At 39.6% G+C, this 21,713-nt stretch carries 22 protein-coding genes and 1 tRNA gene; 20 read left to right on the forward strand and 3 right to left on the reverse strand.

What is annotated here, in order from left to right; translation table 11 throughout:
* Positions 1-2: 2 nt before the first annotated feature.
* From mreD to LACDD01_RS09985, 5 genes are all read left to right on the forward strand, one after another.
* Positions 3-509 (forward strand): rod shape-determining protein MreD, encoded by a 507-nt coding sequence (mreD, locus tag LACDD01_RS09965; protein ID WP_019291476.1) that lies wholly within the window; start codon positions 3-5, stop codon positions 507-509.
* A 141-nt stretch (positions 510-650) separates the two neighbouring features.
* Positions 651-2,006: a CHAP domain-containing protein gene (locus tag LACDD01_RS09970; RefSeq protein ID WP_061414903.1), complete on the forward strand. Its 1,356-nt coding sequence runs from the start codon at positions 651-653 to the stop codon at positions 2,004-2,006.
* Positions 2,007-2,186: 180 nt separating this feature from the next.
* On the forward strand, positions 2,187-3,392 hold the full coding sequence (locus tag LACDD01_RS09975) for a coiled-coil domain-containing protein (RefSeq protein ID WP_061414906.1): 1,206 nt from the start codon (positions 2,187-2,189) through the stop codon (positions 3,390-3,392).
* A gap of 211 nt (positions 3,393-3,603) precedes the next feature.
* On the forward strand, positions 3,604-4,734 hold the full coding sequence (dnaJ, locus tag LACDD01_RS09980) for a molecular chaperone DnaJ (RefSeq protein WP_061414967.1): 1,131 nt from the start codon (positions 3,604-3,606) through the stop codon (positions 4,732-4,734).
* Between the two features lie 71 nt (positions 4,735-4,805).
* Positions 4,806-5,333, forward strand: coding sequence for a YqeG family HAD IIIA-type phosphatase (locus tag LACDD01_RS09985; RefSeq protein ID WP_019291480.1), 528 nt, complete (start codon positions 4,806-4,808; stop codon positions 5,331-5,333).
* 174 nt (positions 5,334-5,507) lie between these two features.
* Here LACDD01_RS09985 and zwf read toward each other — a convergent pair whose 3' ends face one another.
* Both zwf and LACDD01_RS09995 read right to left on the reverse strand, forming a co-directional pair.
* A complete protein-coding gene (gene zwf / locus LACDD01_RS09990; RefSeq protein WP_019291481.1) occupies positions 5,508-6,995 on the reverse strand; it encodes a glucose-6-phosphate dehydrogenase in 1,488 nt (495 codons plus the stop codon).
* A 23-nt stretch (positions 6,996-7,018) separates the two neighbouring features.
* Positions 7,019-7,198 (reverse strand): hypothetical protein, encoded by a 180-nt coding sequence (locus LACDD01_RS09995; RefSeq protein ID WP_019291482.1) that lies wholly within the window; start codon positions 7,196-7,198, stop codon positions 7,019-7,021.
* A 109-nt stretch (positions 7,199-7,307) separates the two neighbouring features.
* Here LACDD01_RS09995 and LACDD01_RS10000 point away from each other — a divergent pair, with 109 nt between their 5' ends.
* The 5 genes from LACDD01_RS10000 to LACDD01_RS10020 all read left to right on the forward strand — a co-directional run bounded on the left by LACDD01_RS10000 (position 7,308) and on the right by LACDD01_RS10020 (position 9,802).
* The gene (locus LACDD01_RS10000) at positions 7,308-8,153 is read left to right on the forward strand and encodes a sulfite exporter TauE/SafE family protein (RefSeq protein WP_019291483.1); all 846 of its coding nucleotides are present in this window, start codon (positions 7,308-7,310) and stop codon (positions 8,151-8,153) included.
* The gene (locus tag LACDD01_RS10005; RefSeq protein ID WP_019291484.1) at positions 8,150-8,518 is read left to right on the forward strand and encodes a DUF1634 domain-containing protein; all 369 of its coding nucleotides are present in this window, start codon (positions 8,150-8,152) and stop codon (positions 8,516-8,518) included. Before LACDD01_RS10000 ends, LACDD01_RS10005 begins: the two co-directional genes overlap by 4 nt.
* A 47-nt stretch (positions 8,519-8,565) precedes the next feature.
* Positions 8,566-8,648, forward strand: a tRNA-Leu gene (locus tag LACDD01_RS10010).
* A 52-nt stretch (positions 8,649-8,700) separates the two neighbouring features.
* Positions 8,701-8,907 (forward strand): hypothetical protein, encoded by a 207-nt coding sequence (locus LACDD01_RS10015; protein ID WP_019291485.1) that lies wholly within the window; start codon positions 8,701-8,703, stop codon positions 8,905-8,907.
* 10 nt (positions 8,908-8,917) lie between these two features.
* Positions 8,918-9,802, forward strand: a complete 885-nt coding sequence (locus LACDD01_RS10020; protein WP_061414909.1) for an NAD(P)-dependent oxidoreductase — start codon at positions 8,918-8,920, stop codon at positions 9,800-9,802.
* Positions 9,803-9,839: 37 nt separating this feature from the next.
* Here the strand turns inward: LACDD01_RS10020 and argS are convergent, their stop codons facing one another.
* The gene (gene argS, locus LACDD01_RS10025; RefSeq protein WP_019291972.1) at positions 9,840-11,528 is read right to left on the reverse strand and encodes an arginine--tRNA ligase; all 1,689 of its coding nucleotides are present in this window, start codon (positions 11,526-11,528) and stop codon (positions 9,840-9,842) included.
* Between the two features lie 374 nt (positions 11,529-11,902).
* Here argS and argR point away from each other — a divergent pair, with 374 nt between their 5' ends.
* The 10 genes from argR to LACDD01_RS10075 all read left to right on the forward strand — a co-directional run bounded on the left by argR (position 11,903) and on the right by LACDD01_RS10075 (position 21,680).
* Positions 11,903-12,349, forward strand: coding sequence for an arginine repressor (gene argR, locus LACDD01_RS10030; RefSeq protein ID WP_019291971.1), 447 nt, complete (start codon positions 11,903-11,905; stop codon positions 12,347-12,349).
* Positions 12,339-12,680, forward strand: coding sequence for a YlbF family regulator (locus tag LACDD01_RS10035; RefSeq protein WP_019335749.1), 342 nt, complete (start codon positions 12,339-12,341; stop codon positions 12,678-12,680). The genes argR and LACDD01_RS10035 overlap by 11 nt, the downstream gene beginning before the upstream one ends.
* Before the next feature lie 109 nt (positions 12,681-12,789).
* Positions 12,790-15,297 (forward strand): DNA mismatch repair protein MutS, encoded by a 2,508-nt coding sequence (mutS, locus tag LACDD01_RS10040; RefSeq protein WP_061414912.1) that lies wholly within the window; start codon positions 12,790-12,792, stop codon positions 15,295-15,297.
* 69 nt (positions 15,298-15,366) lie between these two features.
* Positions 15,367-16,032: a hypothetical protein gene (locus tag LACDD01_RS10045; RefSeq protein WP_061414914.1), complete on the forward strand. Its 666-nt coding sequence runs from the start codon at positions 15,367-15,369 to the stop codon at positions 16,030-16,032.
* 170 nt (positions 16,033-16,202) lie between these two features.
* Positions 16,203-18,089, forward strand: a complete 1,887-nt coding sequence (gene mutL / locus LACDD01_RS10050) for a DNA mismatch repair endonuclease MutL (RefSeq protein ID WP_061414917.1) — start codon at positions 16,203-16,205, stop codon at positions 18,087-18,089.
* A 19-nt stretch (positions 18,090-18,108) separates the two neighbouring features.
* Positions 18,109-19,071: a glycosyltransferase gene (locus LACDD01_RS10055; protein ID WP_061414920.1), complete on the forward strand. Its 963-nt coding sequence runs from the start codon at positions 18,109-18,111 to the stop codon at positions 19,069-19,071.
* Positions 19,071-19,661 (forward strand): Holliday junction branch migration protein RuvA, encoded by a 591-nt coding sequence (gene ruvA / locus LACDD01_RS10060; protein ID WP_019335753.1) that lies wholly within the window; start codon positions 19,071-19,073, stop codon positions 19,659-19,661. The genes LACDD01_RS10055 and ruvA overlap by 1 nt, the downstream gene beginning before the upstream one ends.
* A gap of 37 nt (positions 19,662-19,698) precedes the next feature.
* Positions 19,699-20,697, forward strand: coding sequence for a Holliday junction branch migration DNA helicase RuvB (gene ruvB, locus LACDD01_RS10065; RefSeq protein ID WP_019291964.1), 999 nt, complete (start codon positions 19,699-19,701; stop codon positions 20,695-20,697).
* A gap of 96 nt (positions 20,698-20,793) precedes the next feature.
* Positions 20,794-21,228 (forward strand): low molecular weight protein-tyrosine-phosphatase, encoded by a 435-nt coding sequence (locus LACDD01_RS10070; RefSeq protein WP_061414923.1) that lies wholly within the window; start codon positions 20,794-20,796, stop codon positions 21,226-21,228.
* Between the two features lie 86 nt (positions 21,229-21,314).
* A complete protein-coding gene (locus tag LACDD01_RS10075; RefSeq protein WP_003133119.1) occupies positions 21,315-21,680 on the forward strand; it encodes a MerR family transcriptional regulator in 366 nt (121 codons plus the stop codon).
* The last annotated feature ends 33 nt before the right edge of the window (positions 21,681-21,713 follow it).

Consider the following 21,713-nt stretch of genomic DNA (forward strand, 5'->3'; position numbering starts at 1 on the left):
ATATGAGTCGTTTTAGCTTCCAATTTTTTAGTCCCTTATTTCTTTTTTTCCTACTCTTGCTTGATGGGCAGCTGACGCATTTCTTTACGGCTTTGTCTGGTGGAAGTATCATGCCTGTAAGCCACTTGTTGCTCATTTTTATGGTATATACTGTGACACAGCACCGTCATAGCTATGTTCTTATCGTAGGTGTTCTTTTGGGAATTATCTATGACAGTTACTTTTTGGGAATTTTTGGTATTGCAAGTTTGATTTTACCTCTTATTGCTCTTTTCGTTTATCAAATCCAAACGGTTGTCTTTACCAATCGTTGGACACGTTTATTTACAGTGATTATCATTGTTTTTGCTTTTCAAGTTTTAAGTACGCTTATTGTTAACTTAGTTGGTGTTGTCAATGTCAACTTTGTCTCATTTATCGTTAGGCAACTTGCACCAACGTTAGCCCTAAATATTGCCTTTGCAATACTGCTGCAATGGCCTTTAGAAAAGATGTATCGCCTTCGGTGAACATCTTTTTGTAATTAAAGAGTAAAAAAAGTATTCTTAAAGAAATTAAATTGACTTGATTAAGTTATAAAAGAGTGTTATACTTGGGACTATCTTAGCGTTATATTTATAAATTATAGAAAACGGGAAGAAAAGAAAACTATGAAAAAGAAACTTATCACAGCATTGATGTTGTCGACAGTCATTTTATCTTCGGGTGCAAGCCTTGGAGCGGTAAAAGCGGACAGCACAGACGATCAAATCGCAAAGCAAGATGCAGCAATCAGCGCTGCTAAAAGTTCTTCTGCTGAAGCGCAAGCAAAAGTAGATGCGATTCAATCACAAGTAAATAGCTTACAATCTAAAAAAACTTCAACAGCAAATGAAGTAAATAAATTGATGAAGGAGCAAAAAGAACAATCAACAGAGATTGCTCGTTTGCACAAAGACATCAAAGAACGTAACACAGCTCTTGAAGCACAAGCACGTAGCGCTCAAACAAGCGGTTCAGCGACAGACTATATGTCTACTATCTTGGATTCAAAATCTTTGACTGATGCAATTCAAAAAATGACAGCGATGGCAACCGTTTCTGGTGCCAACAAAGCCATGCTTGAAAAGCAACAAGAAGATGAAAAAGCTATTCAAGCTAAGTTGAAAGATAATGAAGCAAAATACGCTAAAGCTACAAAACTTCAACAAGAGTTAGAAACACAAAGTAACGAGTTGGCAAGCCAAGAAGCCGCCCTCAAAGTTGCTCAGTTAAATTATCAAACAACAATTGCTAACTCTGAGAGTAAAAAACAAAGTTTGATTGATCAAAAAGCAGCTGCAGTAGCTGCCCAAGAAGCTGCAGCTAAAAAAGCTGCAGAAGTGGAAGCTGAACAAGCTGCTCAAGCTGCTCAAAAAGCACAAACAGAACAAGCTGCAGCATCTAAGAGCGAAAATAAATCAGATGCAAGTACAGTAAATACAGAAACAGTACCTGTTGTTACAGCACCTGTTGAGACTACTCCAGCGGCTTCTGCACCAGCAGCATCAACGCCAGCTGTAGAAGAAAGCAAACCAGCATCAAACAATAACACAACAACTACGAATACTGGTTCAAACTCAACTACAACTACTGATACTGGGTCAAATAATACTAACAATAATAATGTATCTGGTGGTTCAGGTTCATCAAGTACTCCAGGAACAAGCTTGAGCAATCCTTACCCTTGGGGACAATGTACTTGGGGTGTTTGGGAATACTTCGGTGGAAGTATTCCTACTTACGCTGGTAACGCCGGTGACTGGGTAGTTTACGCAAATAGTGGACCAGCAGTTGGTACAATTGCGGTATTCCCTCCAGGTAACCAAGGCGCAGGTGGCGTAGGTCACGTTGCTGTGGTCACAGCTGTAAATGGTGATAAACTTACTGTCTCAGAAACAAACTTCTCAGGTCCTAATGGTGGAGGCCTCGGCATCCGCACAACTCGTGAAGTGTCAGCTGCAGGTGTAAGTTTCATCCGCCCATAAGAAATAACTCAAAACAAGTAATGAAATATTGCTTGTTTTTTTGTGCATTGATAAAAAACAGAAACCGACAGAAACAAATTTAAACGTAACTGTAATTTATTTGTTACAAAACAGGTGAAGGCACATGATACAATATACTATATTCACCGAACTAACCTAGGGAGGCAAATTTAAAATTTTATGAAGAAAAAACTTATTACAGCATTGATGCTCTCGACAGTCGTGCTTACGGCTGGCGCACCTTTTGCTGCCGTAAAGGCTGATTCAACAGATTCAAAAATTGCACAACAAGATTCAAAAATCGCTAATGCAAAGAATGAAGCTGCTAAAGCGCAATCACAAGTTGATTCAATTCAATCACAAGTAAGCACTTTAAAATCAAAGCAAACATCAATGACTAAAAAAGTTAATGAGTTGATGGCTCAACAAAAGGAACAATCACAACAGATTCAAAAGTTGAGTGAGAGTATCAAGGAGCGCAATACTGCCCTTGAAGCTCAAGCACGTAGTGCACAAACTGATGGTTCAGCAACAAACTATATATCTGCTGTACTAGACTCAAAATCTTTAACAGATGCGATTCAAAAAATGACAGCAATGGCAACTGTTGCTGGCGCTAACAAGTCAATGATTGAGCAACAACAAGCTGACCAAAAAGCTATTCAAACGAAGTTAGCTGATAACCAAAAGAAATATGCTGAAGCAACAAAACTTCAACAAGAGTTAGACGCACAAGCTAATGAGTTGGCGACACAAGAAGCTGCTCTCAAAGTTGCTCAGTTAGACTACGAAGCTACAGTAACTACTGCAGAAGGCAAAAAACAAGATTTATTGAGCCAAAAAGCAGCAGCAGAAAAAGCAGCTCAAAAAGCAGCAGCAGCAGAAAAAGCAGCAGCAGCGAAGTCTGTAGTAGCTCAACAAGAAAAAGCTGTAGCTGCAGCACCTGCAGCTTCTAATCCAGCTCCAGCTGCTAATAATACTGCTGACAATAGCAATTCGTCTACACCATCGACTGGAAATAATACAGGTGGCAATGGTAATTCTTCTAAACCAACGCCAACACCAGATCCAGACCCAGAACACAGTGGTACTAACCCTTATCCAGCTGGTCAATGTACTGCATTTGTTTGGGACTACTTTGGTGGTAACATGCCAACATACATGGGAAATGCTGGTGACTGGGTGGCTTATGCAAACAGTGGACCTGCAGCAGGTACAATTGCTGTATTCCCTCCAGGTAATCAAGGCGCAGGCGGCGTAGGACACGTTGCAGTTGTTCTTTCTGTATCTGGTTCAAAAATGACAGTTATTGAAGGAAACTTCAACGGCGGTTGGGGAACAACACGTGAATGTTCAACAGCTGGTGTAAGTTTCATTCGACCATAATTAAATAAAATTTAAATACAAACTACGGTTTGTATTTTTTATCTCTAGGATTTAGCACTCTTTATATAAGAGTGCTAATTTTTTTGCCAAAAGTCATAAAAAATGCTAAAATAGATTATGGTAGAAGTGAATATAGTCTACTTTTAGAGAGTAAGTGGTTGAAAAACCAAGTAAATCTCTAAAAATTCCATGTCAAGAAGGTTTAAATCATATGAATAACACAGAATTTTACGAACGCCTAGGTGTGGATAAAAATGCCAGCCAAGACGAAATTAAAAAAGCTTATCGAAAGATGTCTAAAAAGTATCACCCAGATATTAATAAAGACCCGGGTGCAGAAGACAAGTACAAAGAGGTTCAAGAAGCTTATGAAACTTTAAGTGATGAACAAAAACGTGCCAGCTACGATCAATATGGTGCTGCAGGTGCTAATGGTGGTTTTGGCGGAGGTCAAGGTGGTTTCTCTGGCTTTGACGGTTTCCAAAGTGCAGGCGGCTTTGGCGGTTTTGAGGATATTTTCTCAAGCTTCTTTGGTGGAGGCGGTGGCCAAGCTGATCCAAATGCACCACGCCAAGGAGATGACCTACAATATCGTATCAATTTGACGTTTGAAGAAGCTATTTTTGGTGTTGAGAAAGAAATCAAATACCATCGCGAAGAGATTTGTCACACTTGTGCAGGATCAGGTGCCAAACCAGGTACTCATGCTGAAACATGTCATAAATGTCATGGACGAGGACAAACACAAGTTATTCGAGACACTCCATTAGGGCGTATGTCAACAAATGTCGTCTGTGATGTTTGTCATGGTACAGGTAAGGAAATCAAATCTCCTTGTCCAACATGTCACGGTACAGGTCACGAAAAATTGGCACACACAGTTAAGGTAAAAGTACCGGCTGGTGTGGAATCAGGTCAACAAATGCGCCTCCAAGGTCAAGGTGATGCTGGGACAAACGGTGGCCCTTACGGTGATCTCTATGTCCGTTTCCAAGTTGCTGCAAGTGATAAGTTTGAACGTGATGGTAGCGAAATTTATTACAAGATGCCATTGAACTTTGTTCAGGCAGCCTTAGGGGATGAGATTGAAGTTCCAACTGTTCACGGTAATGTGAAGTTGAAGATTCCTGCTGGTACGCAAACAGGTACTAATTTCCGACTTAAAGGTAAAGGTGCACCTAAATTACGTGGTAGTGGTCAAGGTGATCAACACGTTGTGATTAATATTGTAACACCAGAAAAATTGAATGATGCTCAACGTGATGCTTTGCGTGAGTTTGCAAAAGCTAGCGGACAAAATGTATCAGAACAGAAAAAAGGATTTTTCGATAAATTTAAATAAAAAAGCTGTCGTTAGACAGTTTTTTTGTTTATCAATTAGGTAAATGCTGCTGTATTTGGTATAATGTTTTTATGAAACTTGTGAATTATAAACCAGACTATCTTCTAGAAGCTGTGTATAACTTGGATGTGGAAAACTTAAAAAAGCGAGATATTCGAGGAATTATGGTGGACTTAGATAATACACTTATTGCTTGGAATAATCCCGATGGAACACCCGAATTGCATCAATGGCTACAAACAATGCGTACAAATGGTATAAAGGTTATTGTTGTCTCAAATAATAAACATGACCGTGTCAAACGTGCGGTAGCTAAGTTTGATGTTGATTTTGTTTCGCGTGCGATGAAACCTTTTGCTTGGGGAATAAATAAAGCCTTAGTTAAACTTAACGAACGACCGGACCATGTCATTATGGTTGGTGACCAATTAATGACAGATATTCGAGCTGCACACCGTGCTGGGGTTCGCAGTATTCTTGTGAAACAATTGGTAGAGTCTGATGGTTGGAGTACCAAGTTTAACCGCTGGCGTGAACGCCGTGTGTGGAAAAAGTTGATTCGGAAATACGGCTATCCTAAATGGAATACAAGATTATAACTCTGCAGAGGCAGAGTTATTTTCTATTATTGGGCTTTTCCCGAGGTTTTCCACTGTATTTTTCTACTTATCCCAAGTTTTCCACAGTTTTACACACCTTATTCACAAAAATGTGGAAAACTGTGAATAAATGTGTGGAAAAAAAGAAACCTCAATGAAGTTTCTTTTTTTTATTTACATTAAACCGCGTTCTTTATACCATTGATCAGGTTGCCAGATCCACTGTCTTCCATCTTTTTTGAGAAGTTCAAAGGCTTCCTGTGGTCCCATGCTTGCTGCAGGGTATTTCGGAAGGTCTTGATGCGCTTCATCCCATGCTTGGCGGATAACATCAATAAGTTCCCAAGAACGGGAAACTTCTTCCCAGTGGGAGAAGTTAGTGCCATCACCATGTAAAACGTCAAGCAAGAGTTTTTCATAAGCTTCAGGAGAATTTCCTAAAATTGCTGCATCATGACGGTAGCCCAATTTGATAGGCGCGATATTGAATCCTTGGCCAACTTCTTTCCCATTAATTGTAAGGGAGAAGCCTTCAGTAGGCTGGATATAAATGGTAAGGATGTTTTCCCCAAGATCTGTATCAAAAATATTATTAGGGTCCTGTTTGAAAACAATGTTAATTCGTGTTCCTTTTTCTGTCAGACGTTTTCCACTACGTACGTAGAAAGGAACACCAGCCCAACGGTCATTATCAATAAGGAATTTTCCAGCGACAAAAGTTTCTGTGTTAGAATCTGGCGCTACAGAGGGTTCAGAACGATAATCTACAAAGTTCTTACCGTCAATCTTACCCTCAATATATTGTCCAGGGATGAAAGCTTCAAGCGCTTCTTGTTTGGAATATTTACGAATGCTATGAAGGGCCTTAACCTTTTCGTTCAAAATATTTTTTTGTGTAAAAGTCTGAGGCTTTTCCATAGCCAGTAAAGCCAAAACTTGAAGCACATGATTTTGAATCATATCCTTGAGCGCGCCGCTCGTTTCGTAATAACCACCGCGATCTTCAACGCCAATACTTTCAGCAAAAGTAATCTGTATATTATCGATGTGGTCCTTGTCCCAGATGGATTCAAACATTTGGTTGGCAAAGCGGATAGCCGAAACGGATTGAATCATTTCTTTTCCGAGATAGTGGTCAATACGGAAGGTTTGATCTTCTGAAAAGACATCTTTAAGTGCAGTATTCAGTTCTTGAGCTGTTTCCAAATCACTTCCGAAAGGCTTTTCGATAATCACACGTTCAAAACCTTTACCTGTCAGAATCTTTTCTGATTTGAGGTGGTTAGCAATGATTGAGAAAAATTGTGGCGCCATAGCCAGATAGAAAACTTGGTTGCAAGCAGTATTATACTTTTCTCGGAGTTCATCTCCGAGCTCCTTGAGGGCATGATAGTGACTGCTGTCATTTACATCATGGCTTTGATAGTAGAAGTGGCTCGAGAAGTCATTGAGTTCTTCTTGGTCACTGCTTAAACCAGCTAAAGATTCCATAACGATTTGGCGATAATACTCATCGGTCCATGGGCGACGAGCAGTACCAATCACTGCAAAATTTTCTGCAATTTCGCCTTTTTTATAAAGTTGGAAAAGGGCGGGATAAAGTTTCCGTTTTGCGAGGTCACCAGTAGCCCCGAACATGGTAAAAAGTACTTGTTTACTCATAAGTCTCTTCTTTCTATTGATTATCAAACATCATTTTCAGCATAGTCGATATAAGTATCAACATAATCCAGATAGTCTTTATTTAACTGGGTCTTTATATCTTGATACTCAGCTTCAGTATAATCACGCTCAGCAATTTTAGCACGATAAAAAGGTAAGTTTAATTCTTTTTGAAGTCTCTCTTCAAGCTCTTTACGATTCATAATGATTTCCTTATATGAGAAAAATTTACTACTAAGAAAATTATATCACAAAAATATCTTTGCGCCCTCCAACTGAGATTCTTTCGAATGAAAGTGATAGAATAGGAATATGTCTTTATTAACTTTTACACTTTGCATGCTCATACTTGGCGTTGTTGCCGGTATTGTAGGAAGCATTTTAGGTCTCGGTGGTGGAATTATCATCACACCGATTATTACCTCTTTTTTTGGGGTTGATATAAAATATGCAATCGGTGCAAGTATTGTCGCTGTTATTGCAACGAGTTCAGGTGCTGCCATTTCTTATTTGAAAGATGATCTGGTCAATGTTCGGGTCGCCATGTTTTTAGAAATTTTTACCACAATTGGTGGATTACTAGGAGCGATTTTGGCCGGACTGTTTAATGCTGCGGTATTAAATATACTTTTTGCTTGTTTATTGATTTTTCAAGCCTATAATATGTGGCGTAAGCTACATCAAGGTGAAAAAGTCTTGCAAAATGTTACCTCAGACAAATGGGCAGAAAAGATGAAGCTTAATTCTTCTTACTTTGATAAGCAAACAGGAAAAGAGGTCGCTTATCAAGTGGAAAAAGTCCCAGCTGGTGCATCGATTATGTTTGGTGCAGGAATAGCTTCAGGACTTTTAGGAATCGGTTCGGGGGCATTTAAGGTTTTAGCTATGGATACAACGATGAAAATGCCATTAAAACCGTCAACCGCAACCTCAAATCTCATGATTGGGGTAACTGCAGCAGCTTCAGCGACGGTCTACTTCTTTAACGGCTATGTTGATCCGTCCTTAGCAGGACCTTTAGCGATAGGAATTGTAGCTGGCGCAGCTATTGGTTCGCGTATTATGCCACATTTGCCTGCTCGGACGATTCGCTTGATATTTATTCCTGTAATTGGTCTTATGGCTTTACAAATGATACTTAAAGGACTTGGTTTATGACGGAAGAAAAAGAAAAATTACTTGAAATTGAACTCAGAATAGGAAAAATTTTAAGAGCGGGTGTGTTTATTAGCTCGGCAATTATCATTATTGGTTTAATTATGTTTGTTTTCACGGGGCATTCTGGTTACCCCGGGACGACTTATCCTCGAGGCTTGTCGGAAATTGCAGAGGGGCTTGTCGCTTTTAAAGCCTTCGCTTGGCTTATGACTGGTCTGTTTCTTTTGATTTTAACACCTGTCCTTCGGGTAGTTGCTTCTATTTTTGCCTTTGCAAAAGAAGGTGATAAAATGTATGTCATTATTACGATGATGGTACTCGCTGTATTGATTATAGCTATCCTTTTAGGGCATACAGGTGCGTAAGCTATTTCTTGCAAAACACTATTGAAACTGGTATTATAGGTAGTGCTGGGGGAGTGGTGGAATGGCAGACACGCATGCTTCAGGTGCATGTGCTCGTAAGGGCGTGGGGGTTCAAATCCCCTCTCCCCCATAACCAGTTACAATCTCGCTTAGGCGGGATTTTTTATTTAAGAGGTGAATATATGGCAAGAAGATTGACAAAAGAAGAGCTACAGGAGCGTATAGATGAAAATCCCCTCCGTGCTCTAGCAAGTATAGGAGAGGAAGTAGGTTTAACACGTGTTGGGATTGAAAAATTGCTGAAAAGCTATAAATTAGAAGATTATCGTAATCAAAAGATTAAAGCCTTACGTCGAACAGTAGCAAGGCAAAGAAGATTGAACAAATAAAGGAGAAATCATGGCAAAAATCGGATTTATCGGTACAGGAGTAATGGGCGCAGCAATGGCAGGTCATCTACTTGATGCAGGCAATGAACTGTATGTTTATAATAGAACAAAAGCAAAAACTGATTCTTTAGTAGCGCGTGGAGCAACTTACTGCGCGACACCGCAAGAAATTGCAGAAGTAACGGATATTGTTTTTTCTATTGTAGGCTATCCCAAAGATGTTCGCGAAATTTATTTCGGCGAAAAAGGTGTATTTAAGGCAGATGTACAAGGCACGTTTTTGGTGGATATGACGACATCAGAGCCGGCTTTGGCTCAAGAGATTTATCAGGCTGCAAAAGAAGCAGGAGCTTCGGCTTTAGATGCTCCAGTATCGGGAGGTGACATTGGGGCAAAGAATGCCAGCTTAACAATTATGGTAGGTGGTGAGAAAGAAGCCTATGAACATCTCTTGCCTTACTTTGAAGCTATCGGCAAAACGATTACACGTCAAGGAGCAGCAGGAGCGGGTCAACATACCAAAATGGCCAACCAAATTGCTATTGCAGGAACGATGACTGCAATGACAGAGCTGATGGTTTACGCAGATAAAGCTGGTTTAGATGTGGAAAAAGTTCTTCAAACAGTAGGAGGAGGCTCGGCAGCCACTTGGTCAATGACTAATTATGCACCGCGTATTTTACGTGAGGACTTTAGTGCGGGTTTCTTCGTTAAACATTTTATTAAAGATTTAGGAATTGCTTTAGCTGAGGCTGAAAAAATGGGGATTGAACTTCCTGCCACAGCAGGAGCGAAAAAACTTTATGATCGTTTAGCAGAAAAAGGATATGAAAATGATGGCACTCAGGCGCTGATTAAACTTTGGTGGCCAGAAGGCGTGAGACCGAATAAATAAAAAATAGACCATGTGGTCTATTTTTTTATTTGAAAACTTACATTTCCTCTGGTGCTTCTACACCAAGCAGACGCAATGCTTCTTTTAAGACAAGAGAAGTTGCATTAGCAAGTGCTAAACGTGCTTGAAGCCCTTCGTTGTCCTCAAGGATACGTACATGTGCATAATATTTGTTAAAAGCTTGTGCTAAGGAAATTGAGTATTTCGCAATGATAGAAGGTTCATACTTATCGGCAGCACGTTTAACAATGTTACCAAAGTCTTGGAGTAGTTTCACAATTTCCCAAGCTTCAGCTGGTGTTTCTTCAACATTGACTGGCTGCGGTACATAGTTTGCTTTACGTAAGATTGAACGGATACGTGCATACGCATATTGTACGTAAGGGCCAGTCTCACCTTCAAATGAAACCATCTCTTCAAGGTTGAAGTCATAACCATTGTTACGGTCGGTTTTTAAGTCGTAGAACTTCACGGCACCAACCCCAACTTGTTGTGCAACACGCTCTTTGTTTGGCAAGTCAGGATTTTTATCGTTGATTTGCTTCAGAGCACGTTCTACCGCTTCGTCAAGTGTTGTTTCTAACTTAACAACGTGACCTTTACGTGTTGAGAATTTTTTCCCGCCTTGCGTTACCATACCGAAGGACACGTGTGTCATGTTGTCTGACCAGTCATAACCGGCTTCCTTGAGTACTGCCTTCAATTGTTTGAAGTGGTTTTGTTGCTCGCCACCAACAACATAAAGTGATTTTACAAAATCAAAAGTTGCTTTACGGTACATTGCTGTTGCTAAGTCACGTGTAATGTATAATGTTGCACCGTCAGTTTTTTTAATCAAGGCTGGGTTGAGGTTGTATTTTTCGAGGTCTACAACCATCGCACCTTTAGATTCGTGCATTAAGCCTTTAGATTCTAGGTCTTCAACAACGGCATCCATCTTATCAGAGTAGAAAGATTCACCTGTAAAGTGATCAAACTCAATGCCTAATTTACCGTAAATACGGTTAAATTCAATCAAGCTGACATCAGAGAACCATTTCCAGATGCGAAGGGCTTCCTCGTCACCTTGTTCCATTTTAAGGAACCAAGCGCGACCTTCTTCGTCTACCGCGGGATCTTCTTTAGCTTCGGCATTGATTTGTACATAAAGCTTCAATAACTCATCGATTGGATTGGCAGTAATTGTCGCTTCATCACCGTATTTTTTATAAGCAGTGATCAAGAGACCAAACTGTTTGCCCCAATCTCCCAAGTGATTGATTTTGATTGTATTGTAACCAATCTTTTCATAAATTTTTGAAAGCGAGTCTCCGATAACAGTTGAGCGCAAATGACCAATAGAAAAAGGCTTGGCAATATTTGGAGCCGACATGTCAATAGGAACATTAGCACCATGACCGATATTTTGGTCGCCATAGTCTTCTTTTTCAGTGATAACTTCGTTGATAACTGCTGTGGCAACAGCTTTTTTGTCAAGGAAGAAATTCACGTAAGGACCAGTAGCAACTACTTTATCAAAGCCAGTAGCATCAATGTTCTCAGCGATTTCACCAGCGATGATTTGTGGGGCTTTGCGCAAAGTCTTGGCTAAACTGAAAGCTGGAAATGCGATATCGCCCATTTCTGATGATTTTGGTTTTTCAAGCAAATTTTCGATTTGTTCGAGTTCAAGCGCACCATCGAGTACGGCGAACAAAGATTTTGCTGCTAATAGTTTTTCATTCATGGAATAATTATACCATAATAGAAATAAAAAAGTATAGTGCTTATTGTGTTAAATTTTAAGCTTTATGAGTGAAGTGAGCCAAATAACTTATAGGATAAGGAGCATTCTTTTTCAGAGATGTTTTTTTGTGTGATGTGTTGAATTTACGGACTGAAAAAATTATAAAAGATATATTTTGTATTTTTATACATTTTTGATTAGAAGGTGGAATGGTTGAAGCAAGGAAGAGGTCTCTTTATTCATTGGTATTATGAGGATAGGTGCATATATTTTTATCCTAAGAGGTAAAATGTGTATAAATAATAACTTAAAATAATGACAAATGTACCTTCATTCTTGTATTTTGTTGAGTATTTTTATGCTATAATGAGACTATGAAAAGAGAAGAACGATTAAATTTAATTAAACAAATTATCTCTGAAAATAAGATTGCGACACAGGAAGAGCTTCAAAGTGTCCTAGAATCTAGAGGGGTAAAGATTACGCAGGCGAGTCTGTCACGTGATATTCGTGAGCTGCATATTATTAAAAAGCGTGAAGACGGCAAGAGCTTTTATGTTTTTTTGACAGAGCTTAACTCGCCTTCCCAATCTTTGCTGCAACAATATCTGACTAACTTTGTACTGAAAGTTGATGTTGCCAGTGTTAATGTAGTTGTACACACGCATCTGGGTGAGGCAGATCTTTTGGCGAATGCTTTTGATGATGAGCAACGCCCGGAAATTTTAGGGACTTTGGCTGGTGCAGATACTTTACTACTCATTTGTAAGGATGAAGCGGCTGCAGAAAGCTTAGCCTTGGAGATTGAAGATGCCTTATAATGCAAGTAAAGAAAAATTGATTGCGCATATTCTTGATTTGGATTATGTTAAGGCTTTTCAAAAAGCAGAAAATACCTTACAGGAAGAAAAAGAGCTGTTTGAGCAACAAAGTAAAATGAAGGAGCTGCAGAAGGAAGCTGTTCTCTATCAAAAAATAGGTAAAATACAGGCCTTTAAAGAAACATCTAATGCAGCACAAAAGATACACAAGTCTTTAAAAAATGATCCCTTAGTTGAGGATTATCTTTTAAAAATGCAGCCTGTTGATGCTCTTTTGAATCATGTGACAGGTGAAATTGAAAGGAAAGTTAATGAAGCCTTAGGACATTAGGTCGCTAGGAGAAGGACCTTGTGTCCTTTTTGTTTTTACCTACAAGCTTAAGCTGGCTTTTTGTATGTTATAATAGAAGCAAACAATTTTCAAAAGAAAGAAGAATTATATGTCTGAAAAAATTTCACCAGGAATGCAGCAATATCTTGATATCAAAGCTGATTATCCGGATGCTTTCTTGCTCTTTCGTATGGGAGATTTTTACGAGCTTTTTTATGAAGATGCGGTGAATGCAGCCCAAATTTTAGAATTGTCTCTGACTTCGCGCAATAAGAATGCAGAAAATCCGATTCCAATGGCAGGTGTTCCTCACCATTCAGCAGATCAATATATCGAGCAGCTTGTGAATTTAGGCCATAAAGTTGCCGTGGCAGAGCAAATGGAAGACCCTAAAACAGCTGTCGGTATTGTCAAACGTGCCGTCACTCAAGTTATCACACCAGGAACAGCTGTTGATGTGGGCTTAACAACGGAAAATAACTTTTTAGTGGCCCTGGATAAAGCTTCTGAAACATTTTCCCTAGCTTATATGGATCTATCGACAGGCGAATTTAAAGCGACACAGTTCTCTGATTTTTCAGCAGCCCTCAGTGAGATATCATCTCTAAAAGCACGTGAGATTGTCGTCGGTTATGAGCTATCAGATGATGACAGGCAAGTCTTTGAAAAACAGTTGAACGTGATGGTTTCAGAGCAATACGAGTATGAAGACGTTGCTTCCACACTTACTCCTTTGGAAAATCAAGTGGCTTCAAAGCTCTTGGCCTATGTTAATCGCACTCAATTGCGGGATTTGAGTCACTTACAGGAAGTGGAACACTATGAAATAAAAGACTTTCTGCAAATGGACTTTGCAACAAAATCTTCTCTAGAGTTAACCGCAAATAAACGCGAAGGAAAAAAACATGGGACACTCTATTGGTTGCTTGATGAAACCAAAACAGCTATGGGCACACGTTTACTCCGTAACTGGGTAGATCGTCCGTTGATTTCTGCCAGCGCAATCAATAAACGTGCGGATATTGTACAACTTTTCGTGGACAATTTCTTTGAACGGGCAGATTTGATTGAGGCTCTAAAGGGAGTTTACGACCTTGAGCGCTTGGCTTCCCGTGTGTCCTTCGGTAAAGTTCTTCCCGTGGATTATTTACAGTTAGAAAATTCTTTATCTAATGTCCCAGGCATTAAAAATGTTTTACTGACCATGAACAATCCAGCCTTGAAACCCTTGATCTCTCAACTGGATGAAATTCCAGAGCTTATCTCCTTGATACGTCAGGCAATTGACGAATCGGCGCAACGTGTCATCACTGAAGGGGGTGTCATTAAGTCAGGTTATAATGAGCAACTGGACAAGTATCGCGAAGCTTTAACAAATGGTACCTCGTGGATAGCAGAGTTGGAAGCGAAAGAAAAAGCCAACACCGGAATCTCGACATTAAGAATTGATTTTAACCGCAAAGATGGTTATTATTTCCATATTACGCAGAGTCAGCTTGGTAGTGTTCCTGACCACTTTTATCGTAAGGCAACGTTGAAAAATTCAGAGCGTTTTGGCTCAAAAGAGTTGGCTGAAATCGAAGAAATTATGCTTGAGGCACGTGAAAAATCAAGTATTTTAGAATATGATCTTTTTGCGCAAGTACGTACAGAAACTGAACAATATATATCGCGCCTGCAGAAATTAGCAAAAGCAATTGCCAGTATCGACTGTTTGCAAAGCTTAGCGACTGTTGCCGAAAAATATCAGTATATCCGTCCAATTTTTACTCCAGAACGTAAGGTTAACATTATAAAAGGGCGTCATCCTGTGGTTGAGAGCGTTCTTGGGGCACAAGAATATGTACCCAATGACATTAAGCTACCGGACCAAACTGCAATTCAACTCATCACTGGGCCAAATATGTCTGGTAAATCAACTTACATGCGTCAATTTGCGATGATTGTTATTATGGCACAGCTAGGTTCTTTCGTACCAGCTGAGGTTGCTGAACTTCCAATATTTGATGCGATTTTTACACGTATTGGTGCAAGTGATAATCTAATCTCAGGAGAGTCGACCTTTATGGTAGAAATGATGGAAGCCAATCATGCTATCCAACATGCTACGCCGCATTCTTTAATTATTTTTGATGAACTTGGACGAGGCACTGCAACCTATGATGGAATGGCTTTGGCGCAGTCGATTATTGAGTATATTCATGATAATATTCATGCTAAAACACTCTTTGCGACGCATTATCATGAGTTGACGGAGTTGGCAGATAATCTTAAGGAGTTAGAAAATGTTCACGTTGCCACCTTAGAAAAAGGCGGTAATGTGACTTTCCTGCATAAGATTACGGAAGGTCCAGCAGACAAATCCTATGGTATTCATGTGGCTAAAATTGCAGGATTGCCAACAAAATTACTTGAACGTGCCGATATTATTTTACAAAAGTTGGAGAATAAGCCTGTGATGAGCAAGGCACATGAAGTTGAAAAAGAGCAATTGAGCCTTTTCACTTTTGAAGATAACCATCAAGAGTTGATTGAGATGCTAAAAGAAACGAATGTCGATAATATGACAGCACGCGAAGCTTTGAACTTTTTGTGGGATCTCAAAGACAGGCTGTAAGATTTGGTTTTTAATGGTAAAATTGTTAGAATAAAGTGAATAAATATAGAAGTGTTAAAAGGAGAGTGTATGGCGGAAGATAAAGATAAAATCGTAGAAACACCTGAAGTCCCCGAAGTTGAAACTATGGAAGAAGATGGTGTTGGCGTAACTCCTGAAGGTAAACAGGAAGAAACACTTATAGTATCAGAAACAGAGCGCTCTGTCTCGCCTGTTTCGGAGCCTGTGGAAATCGTGGAAACTACAATTGAAGAAGAGGTTGCAGCTCCCGATGTAGCATCCAAAGACGAGATTCTTCCTGAAAAAGAAGAAACTGAAGCACCTCAAGTTTCTCCATTTGATTATGCAGATGAGCCATTTTTGGCAGACAACCGTGTCAAATCAGGAATAACTCCAAAATGGAACTGGGGTGCAATGGCTATGCCCGTCTTCTTTGGTGTAGCTAATCGCTCTTATCTCGGTTTGCTCAGTTTACTTGTATGTATTCCTTGGCTTGGCTGGATTTTTGGTATTGTTTGGGCTATTGTTTTCGGTATTAATGGAGAACGTTGGGCTCTACAAAATCCAGACAATCGCTACCGTGATGAAGAAGAGTTTCGTAAGGTTATGGACGGTTGGAATCGTGCTGGATTAGTTGCCTTTATCATTGGTGCAGTAGTTATCGTACTTCTCTTGCTTTTCTTTATGATTCTTGGCGCAGCTATATTCAGTAACATGGATCAGCTTCAGTATTAAAATAGATTAATGAAGTGATAATATGAGAGACCTCTCCGGTGTATTTCAGGAGAGGTTCTCTTTGTTGTCATGAAGCTCTTCAGCTTTCAAATTTCTCTCTTTAAAATATGCTATAATAAGTACTGACTATGAAAAAGAGAAACAGTCGCTTGATGCGGAGGTCTGAATAAGTGGGAAAAATAATCGAACTTGATGAAGCACTTGCTAATCAGATAGCAGCTGGTGAAGTGGTAGAACGGCCTGCTAGCGTTGTAAAAGAATTAGTAGAAAACTCAATTGATGCCGGTGCAACGCGTATCATTGTGAAAATTCAAGAGAGTGGCTTACGACTCATTGAAGTGATTGACAATGGAACGGGGATTGAAAAAGAAGATGTTGCTAAGTCTTTGAAGCGGCACGCAACCAGTAAAATCAAAAATAAAGCGGATTTGTTTAAAATCCGTACTCTTGGATTTCGGGGAGAAGCGATGCCTTCAATTGCTTCAGTCAGTGAATTTTCTATTGAGACAAGTGTGACAGATGAAGAGTCAGGTACACGCTTGATTAGTCATGGTGGAAAAGTGGACACATTAGAAGCAATTGCCCAAAGAGAAGGGACCAAGGTTACTGTACAAAATCTTTTCTACAATACGCCGGCACGCTTAAAATATATTCGCTCCTTGCAAGCAGAACTTAGCCATATTACGGATGTCATTAATCGTCAAAGTATGGCTCATCCCGAGATTTCTTTCACACTGATCAATGAAGGCAGAGAATTGATGAAAACGGCGGGAAATGGTGATCTACGTCAGGTTATCGCCAGTGTTTACGGCCTTTCAACTGCCAAAAAAATGTTAAAAGTAGAAGCGGAAGATTTAGATTTTACGATTTCGGGATACGTGAGTTTGCCTGAGCTGACACGTGCTAACCGTAATTACATTACCTTGATGATAAATGGCCGATTCATCAAAAATTTCTTGCTAAACCGTGCAATCCTTGAAGGATACGGTAATCGTTTGATGGTGGGGCGTTTTCCTATCGTTGTGCTTTCTATTGAGATTGATCCGCAATTAGCTGATGTCAATGTGCACCCGACAAAACAAGAAGTACGCTTATCAAAAGAGCGTGAACTAATGCGTTTGATTACAGAAGCTATTCAAAGTGTTTTTGTAGAGCAAACTTTAATTCCTGATGCATTGGAAAACCTTAATTCACGGCGGGCGAAAGTAGAGGAACAACCAGAAGTTACAAATGAGAGCAAATCAACAAACCTTTATTATGATAAGGTAAGTCAGGATTTCTTTGTGAATAAGACTCAGGTACATGAGGAGTACAGCATGCCTCAGGAGAAGGTTGTTCCTCCAGATGAAGCCCGCACACCTTCTATTTTCGAAGAAACTGTGGTCGAAGAAAAACAACAGGCTGAAAGCTCAGAGAAAATAGAAGAAAAAACGGCCTTTCCTGATTTGGAATACCTGGCACAACTGCATGCTACTTACCTGCTTTGCCAAGCGCAAGATGGACTTTATATTATTGATCAACATGCCGCCCAAGAGCGGATAAAATATGAATATTGGCGTGATAAAATTGGTGAAGTAAGCATGGATCAACAAATTTTACTGGCCCCTTACATTTTTAGTCTACCTAAGAATGATTTTTTGATGTTTTTAGATCGAAAATCTATTTTGGAAGAAGCAGGATTGTTCCTTGAAGAATATGGAGAAAATCAATTAATTCTCCGTGAGCATCCCACTTGGCTTCAAGAAAATGACTTAGAAGAAACAGTTTATGAGATGATTGATGAAATCCTTTTGACAAAAGAATTCTCAGTCAAAAAATATCGACATGATTTAGCAACAATGGTGGCATGTAAGAGTTCGATTAAGGCAAATCATCCGCTTGATGTAGAATCAGCGCGGGCATTAGTCAAAGAACTTGCTACTTGTGAGAATCCTTACTCTTGTGCGCATGGACGTCCAACAATTGTCCATTTTAATGGCGGAGATTTAGAAAAAATGTTCCGACGCCGTCAAGAAACACATCTTTCCAAAGCCGCAAGTTGGAAGAATATAAATTAAAAATAGGAAAAGAAGAAAAATGACAACTTTATACATGGTAGTCCCTTGTTACAACGAAGAATTGGTACTTGATGAAACATCACGCCGCCTTGAAGAGAAATATGCAGCTTTGAAGCAAGCTGGCAAGATTGATGAAAAAAGCCGTGTTGTTTATGTTAATGATGGTTCGCGAGACAGTACCTGGGAAAAAATTCAAGAAAAACATGCGGCCAATCCGATGTTTAGTGGTATCAATCTCTCACGCAACAGAGGGCATCAAAATGCGCTCTTGGCAGGTTTGATGCAAGTTAAAGACTTAGCAGATGCCGTTATTTCAATGGATGCAGACTTACAGGACGATATCAATGCGATTGATGCGATGCTTGAAGAGTACGAAAAAGGTTACGAAGTAGTTTATGGCGTACGTGATAATCGTGACACAGATACGGCATTTAAACGTCGTACAGCTATGGCTTTTTATGGCTTGATGAAGAAACTAGGCAGTGAATCTGTGCCCAATTCGGCAGACTTTCGCCTGATGAGCAGTCGCGCCTTAAATGGTTTAGCTGAGTATGAGGAAGTAAACCTCTTTTTACGTGGAATGGTCCCTCTTGTGGGATATAAATCAACAAATGTTTACTATAAACGTGGGGAACGTTTTGCAGGGGAAAGTAAATATCCTCTCAAAAAGATGGTGAGTTTTGCGATTGATGGTATTACTTCAACTTCAGCAACACCGATGCGCTTTATTTTTTGGACTGGATTGACAATGTTCCTTCTTGCTTTTGTAGCTGGAATTTATGTTGTAGCGCGTCATTTCATCGGAGGCTTTCCAACGACTGGTTGGGCCTCAATCATGGTTGCTATTATTGGTCTGGGTGGAATTCAACTCTTGGCTCTTGGGATTATTGGTGAGTATATTGGTAAGATCTTCCTCGAAGTTAAAGCACGCCCACGTTTTATTATCCAAGACTTTATTAACACAGAAGGTGATGAGGGCTAATGTACGAATACTTCCAAGGCAAGTTAGTTAAAATTACACCAACATATATCGTTGTTGATGTCGCAAGTGTTGGCTATCTCATCAATGTAGCAAATCCTTATGCTTGGTCCCATATGATGAACCAAGAGATTAAAATATATGTACACCAAGTGATTCGGGAAGATGCACATAGCTTATATGGCTTTATGGATGATGCAGAGAAAGCTTTGTTTTTACGTTTGATTAGTGTATCGGGCATTGGACCAAAATCTGCCTTAGCAATCATCGCTGCAGATGATAATGTGGGTCTTGTTCATGCGATTGACAACAGCGATATCAAGTATTTGACGAAATTTCCAGGTGTCGGGAAAAAGACAGCGATGCAGATGGTTCTGGATTTAGCTGGTAAGTTTGATGCTACGACTTCAGCTGAAATGGTCAAAACTACGGCTAAAAATGAAAATCTAGCTCTTATTGAAGCGATTGAAGCTTTGCAAGCTCTAGGCTATAAAGCAACCGAGCTTAAGAAAATTCAGAAGAAACTTGAAGTTGAATCTGGATTGACCAGTGAAGAGTATATCAAAGCCGCCCTTAAATTAATGATGAAATAAAATCCGTACAATACGGATTTTTGTTATAATAAAAACAATGAACGAAAACTTATCACCAACACCACTTGAAGATGAAATGATGGTTGAGAAGTCTTTAAGGCCTCAATTTTTCAATCAATACATCGGTCAAGACAAGGTTAAAGAACAACTTGAAATATTTATCAAAGCAGCAAGACTACGTGAAGAAGTACTGGATCACGTGCTTCTTTTTGGCCCTCCTGGATTAGGTAAAACAACCATGGCCTTTGTTATTTCGAATGAGCTGGGGGTGAATATCAAACAAACATCGGGACCAGCAATTGAAAAACCAGGTGACTTGGTCGCTATCTTAAACGAACTTGAGCCAGGAGATGTCCTTTTTATTGATGAAATCCACCGTATGCCTATGCAAGTAGAAGAGGTTCTTTACTCTGCCATGGAAGACTTCTATATTGATATCATGCTCGGATCTGGCGATGGCAGTCGCTCAGTTCACTTGGATTTGCCGCCTTTTACATTAGTGGGGGCAACAACGCGAGCTGGGATGCTTTCCAATCCTCTGCGTGCGCGTTTTGGAATTTCGGCACATATGGAATATTACACTGAACGTGACTTGGAGGAAATTGTCAAACGGACAGCGGATATATTTGAAGTGGAGATTGTGGACCAAGGTGCGCTTGAGATTGCATTGCGAAGCCGAGGCACACCACGTATCGCAAACCGCCTGCTGAAGCGCGTTCGAGATTTTGCACAAATTATGGGTGACGGTCGCGTAGATAAAGAAATCACAGATAAAGCACTTCAGATTTTAGATGTGGATAATGCGGGACTTGATTATATTGACCAAAAAATCTTACGCACAATGATCGAAATGTATAATGGAGGTCCTGTAGGTTTAGGAACGCTAGCGGTTAATATAGCAGAAGACCAAGAGACTGTTGAAGATATGTATGAGCCTTATCTGATTCAAAAAGGGTTTATCATGAGAACTAAGCAAGGACGTAAAGCGACACCCAAAGCTTATGAACATTTGGGCTACCCTTATCAAGAGAAATAAAAAATACTCCGTATGGAGTATTTTTTATATGTCTTACTTAAGTAAATTTCCATTATATGATATTTTTTATGCTCATAGCTGTGCTATAATGAAGATATGGAAAAAATAGTATTTGTCTGCTTAGGTAATATTTGTCGAAGTCCCATGGCTGAGTTTGTCATGAAGGACTTAGTTGAAAAAGAGGGGAAAAATTTCGAGGTGGAAAGTAGAGCCACATCGAGCTGGGAACACGGGAATCCCATCCATCCAGGGACACGTTCTCTTTTAACTACGTATGGCATCCCATTTGATGCTGCCAAAGGGAGCCAACAGATCTCACGGGAAGATTTCCAATATTTTGATCAAATTATTGCAATGGATAAATCTAATAAAGAAAATTTAGAGAAAATGGCTCCTGCAGACCAAAAACATAAAATAAAAATGCTTTTGAATAAATCAGTCCCAGATCCTTGGTATACGAGAGATTTTGAGGAAACTTACCGCTTGGTAAAAGAGGGTTGTTTAAATATTTTAGAAAATAATGGCAATTGATGTTATATGATATGACATAAACCTTTGACAAGAGATAAAACTAGGTTTATAATATGGCCATAGAGTTGAAGTTGAGGAGATGACGGGTGAAAGAACGTGAATTGAGACACTCCCTAGCAGTGCTACCTATTGGTACTGTTATGAAACTAACAGGATTGAGTGCAAGACAAATTCGCTATTATGAGGAACAAGGTTTACTTTTTCCAGAGCGTAACGAAGGTAACCGTCGGATGTACTCTCTTAATGATATTGAGATTGTTTTTGATATTGCTGATTTACTGTCGGAAGGCAATAATATCGCTGATATTAAGCGTATCTATGCTCAAAGACAGAAAAAAGCTATGAAAAATCTCTCTATCAGTGAAGTACATCTTGCTTTAGAACGTGAATTTGCACAGCAAGGACGCTTCGGACATCCAACATCAACTCATTTTAACCAGCCGCGTATGTAAGAAAAAACTTACATCAAAGAAATTGAAGCATCG

Origin of the sequence: Lactococcus sp. DD01, from assembly GCF_001578715.1 — a bacterium.
Lineage (GTDB): Bacteria > Bacillota > Bacilli > Lactobacillales > Streptococcaceae > Lactococcus > Lactococcus petauri.

What these genes read in the sequence shown, in the direction of transcription:
- LACDD01_RS09975 (WP_061414906.1), top strand. Translation starts at nt 2,187, where the DNA reads ATGAAGAAAAAACTTATTACAGCATTGATGCTCTCGACAGTCGTGCTT.
- ruvB (WP_019291964.1), top strand. Translation starts at nt 19,699, where the DNA reads ATGAACGAAAACTTATCACCAACACCACTTGAAGATGAAATGATGGTT.
- mutS (WP_061414912.1), top strand. Translation starts at nt 12,790, where the DNA reads ATGTCTGAAAAAATTTCACCAGGAATGCAGCAATATCTTGATATCAAA.
- ruvA (WP_019335753.1), top strand. Translation starts at nt 19,071, where the DNA reads ATGTACGAATACTTCCAAGGCAAGTTAGTTAAAATTACACCAACATAT.
- LACDD01_RS09970 (WP_061414903.1), top strand. Translation starts at nt 651, where the DNA reads ATGAAAAAGAAACTTATCACAGCATTGATGTTGTCGACAGTCATTTTA.
- zwf (WP_019291481.1), bottom strand. Translation starts at nt 6,995, where the DNA reads ATGAGTAAACAAGTACTTTTTACCATGTTCGGGGCTACTGGTGACCTC.
- LACDD01_RS10035 (WP_019335749.1), top strand. Translation starts at nt 12,339, where the DNA reads ATGCCTTATAATGCAAGTAAAGAAAAATTGATTGCGCATATTCTTGAT.
- LACDD01_RS09985 (WP_019291480.1), top strand. Translation starts at nt 4,806, where the DNA reads ATGAAACTTGTGAATTATAAACCAGACTATCTTCTAGAAGCTGTGTAT.
- argR (WP_019291971.1), top strand. Translation starts at nt 11,903, where the DNA reads ATGAAAAGAGAAGAACGATTAAATTTAATTAAACAAATTATCTCTGAA.
- dnaJ (WP_061414967.1), top strand. Translation starts at nt 3,604, where the DNA reads ATGAATAACACAGAATTTTACGAACGCCTAGGTGTGGATAAAAATGCC.
- argS (WP_019291972.1), bottom strand. Translation starts at nt 11,528, where the DNA reads ATGAATGAAAAACTATTAGCAGCAAAATCTTTGTTCGCCGTACTCGAT.
- LACDD01_RS10020 (WP_061414909.1), top strand. Translation starts at nt 8,918, where the DNA reads ATGGCAAAAATCGGATTTATCGGTACAGGAGTAATGGGCGCAGCAATG.
- LACDD01_RS10045 (WP_061414914.1), top strand. Translation starts at nt 15,367, where the DNA reads ATGGCGGAAGATAAAGATAAAATCGTAGAAACACCTGAAGTCCCCGAA.
- LACDD01_RS10015 (WP_019291485.1), top strand. Translation starts at nt 8,701, where the DNA reads ATGGCAAGAAGATTGACAAAAGAAGAGCTACAGGAGCGTATAGATGAA.
- LACDD01_RS10005 (WP_019291484.1), top strand. Translation starts at nt 8,150, where the DNA reads ATGACGGAAGAAAAAGAAAAATTACTTGAAATTGAACTCAGAATAGGA.
- LACDD01_RS09995 (WP_019291482.1), bottom strand. Translation starts at nt 7,198, where the DNA reads ATGAATCGTAAAGAGCTTGAAGAGAGACTTCAAAAAGAATTAAACTTA.
- LACDD01_RS10070 (WP_061414923.1), top strand. Translation starts at nt 20,794, where the DNA reads ATGGAAAAAATAGTATTTGTCTGCTTAGGTAATATTTGTCGAAGTCCC.
- LACDD01_RS10055 (WP_061414920.1), top strand. Translation starts at nt 18,109, where the DNA reads ATGACAACTTTATACATGGTAGTCCCTTGTTACAACGAAGAATTGGTA.
- mreD (WP_019291476.1), top strand. Translation starts at nt 3, where the DNA reads ATGAGTCGTTTTAGCTTCCAATTTTTTAGTCCCTTATTTCTTTTTTTC.
- LACDD01_RS10000 (WP_019291483.1), top strand. Translation starts at nt 7,308, where the DNA reads ATGTCTTTATTAACTTTTACACTTTGCATGCTCATACTTGGCGTTGTT.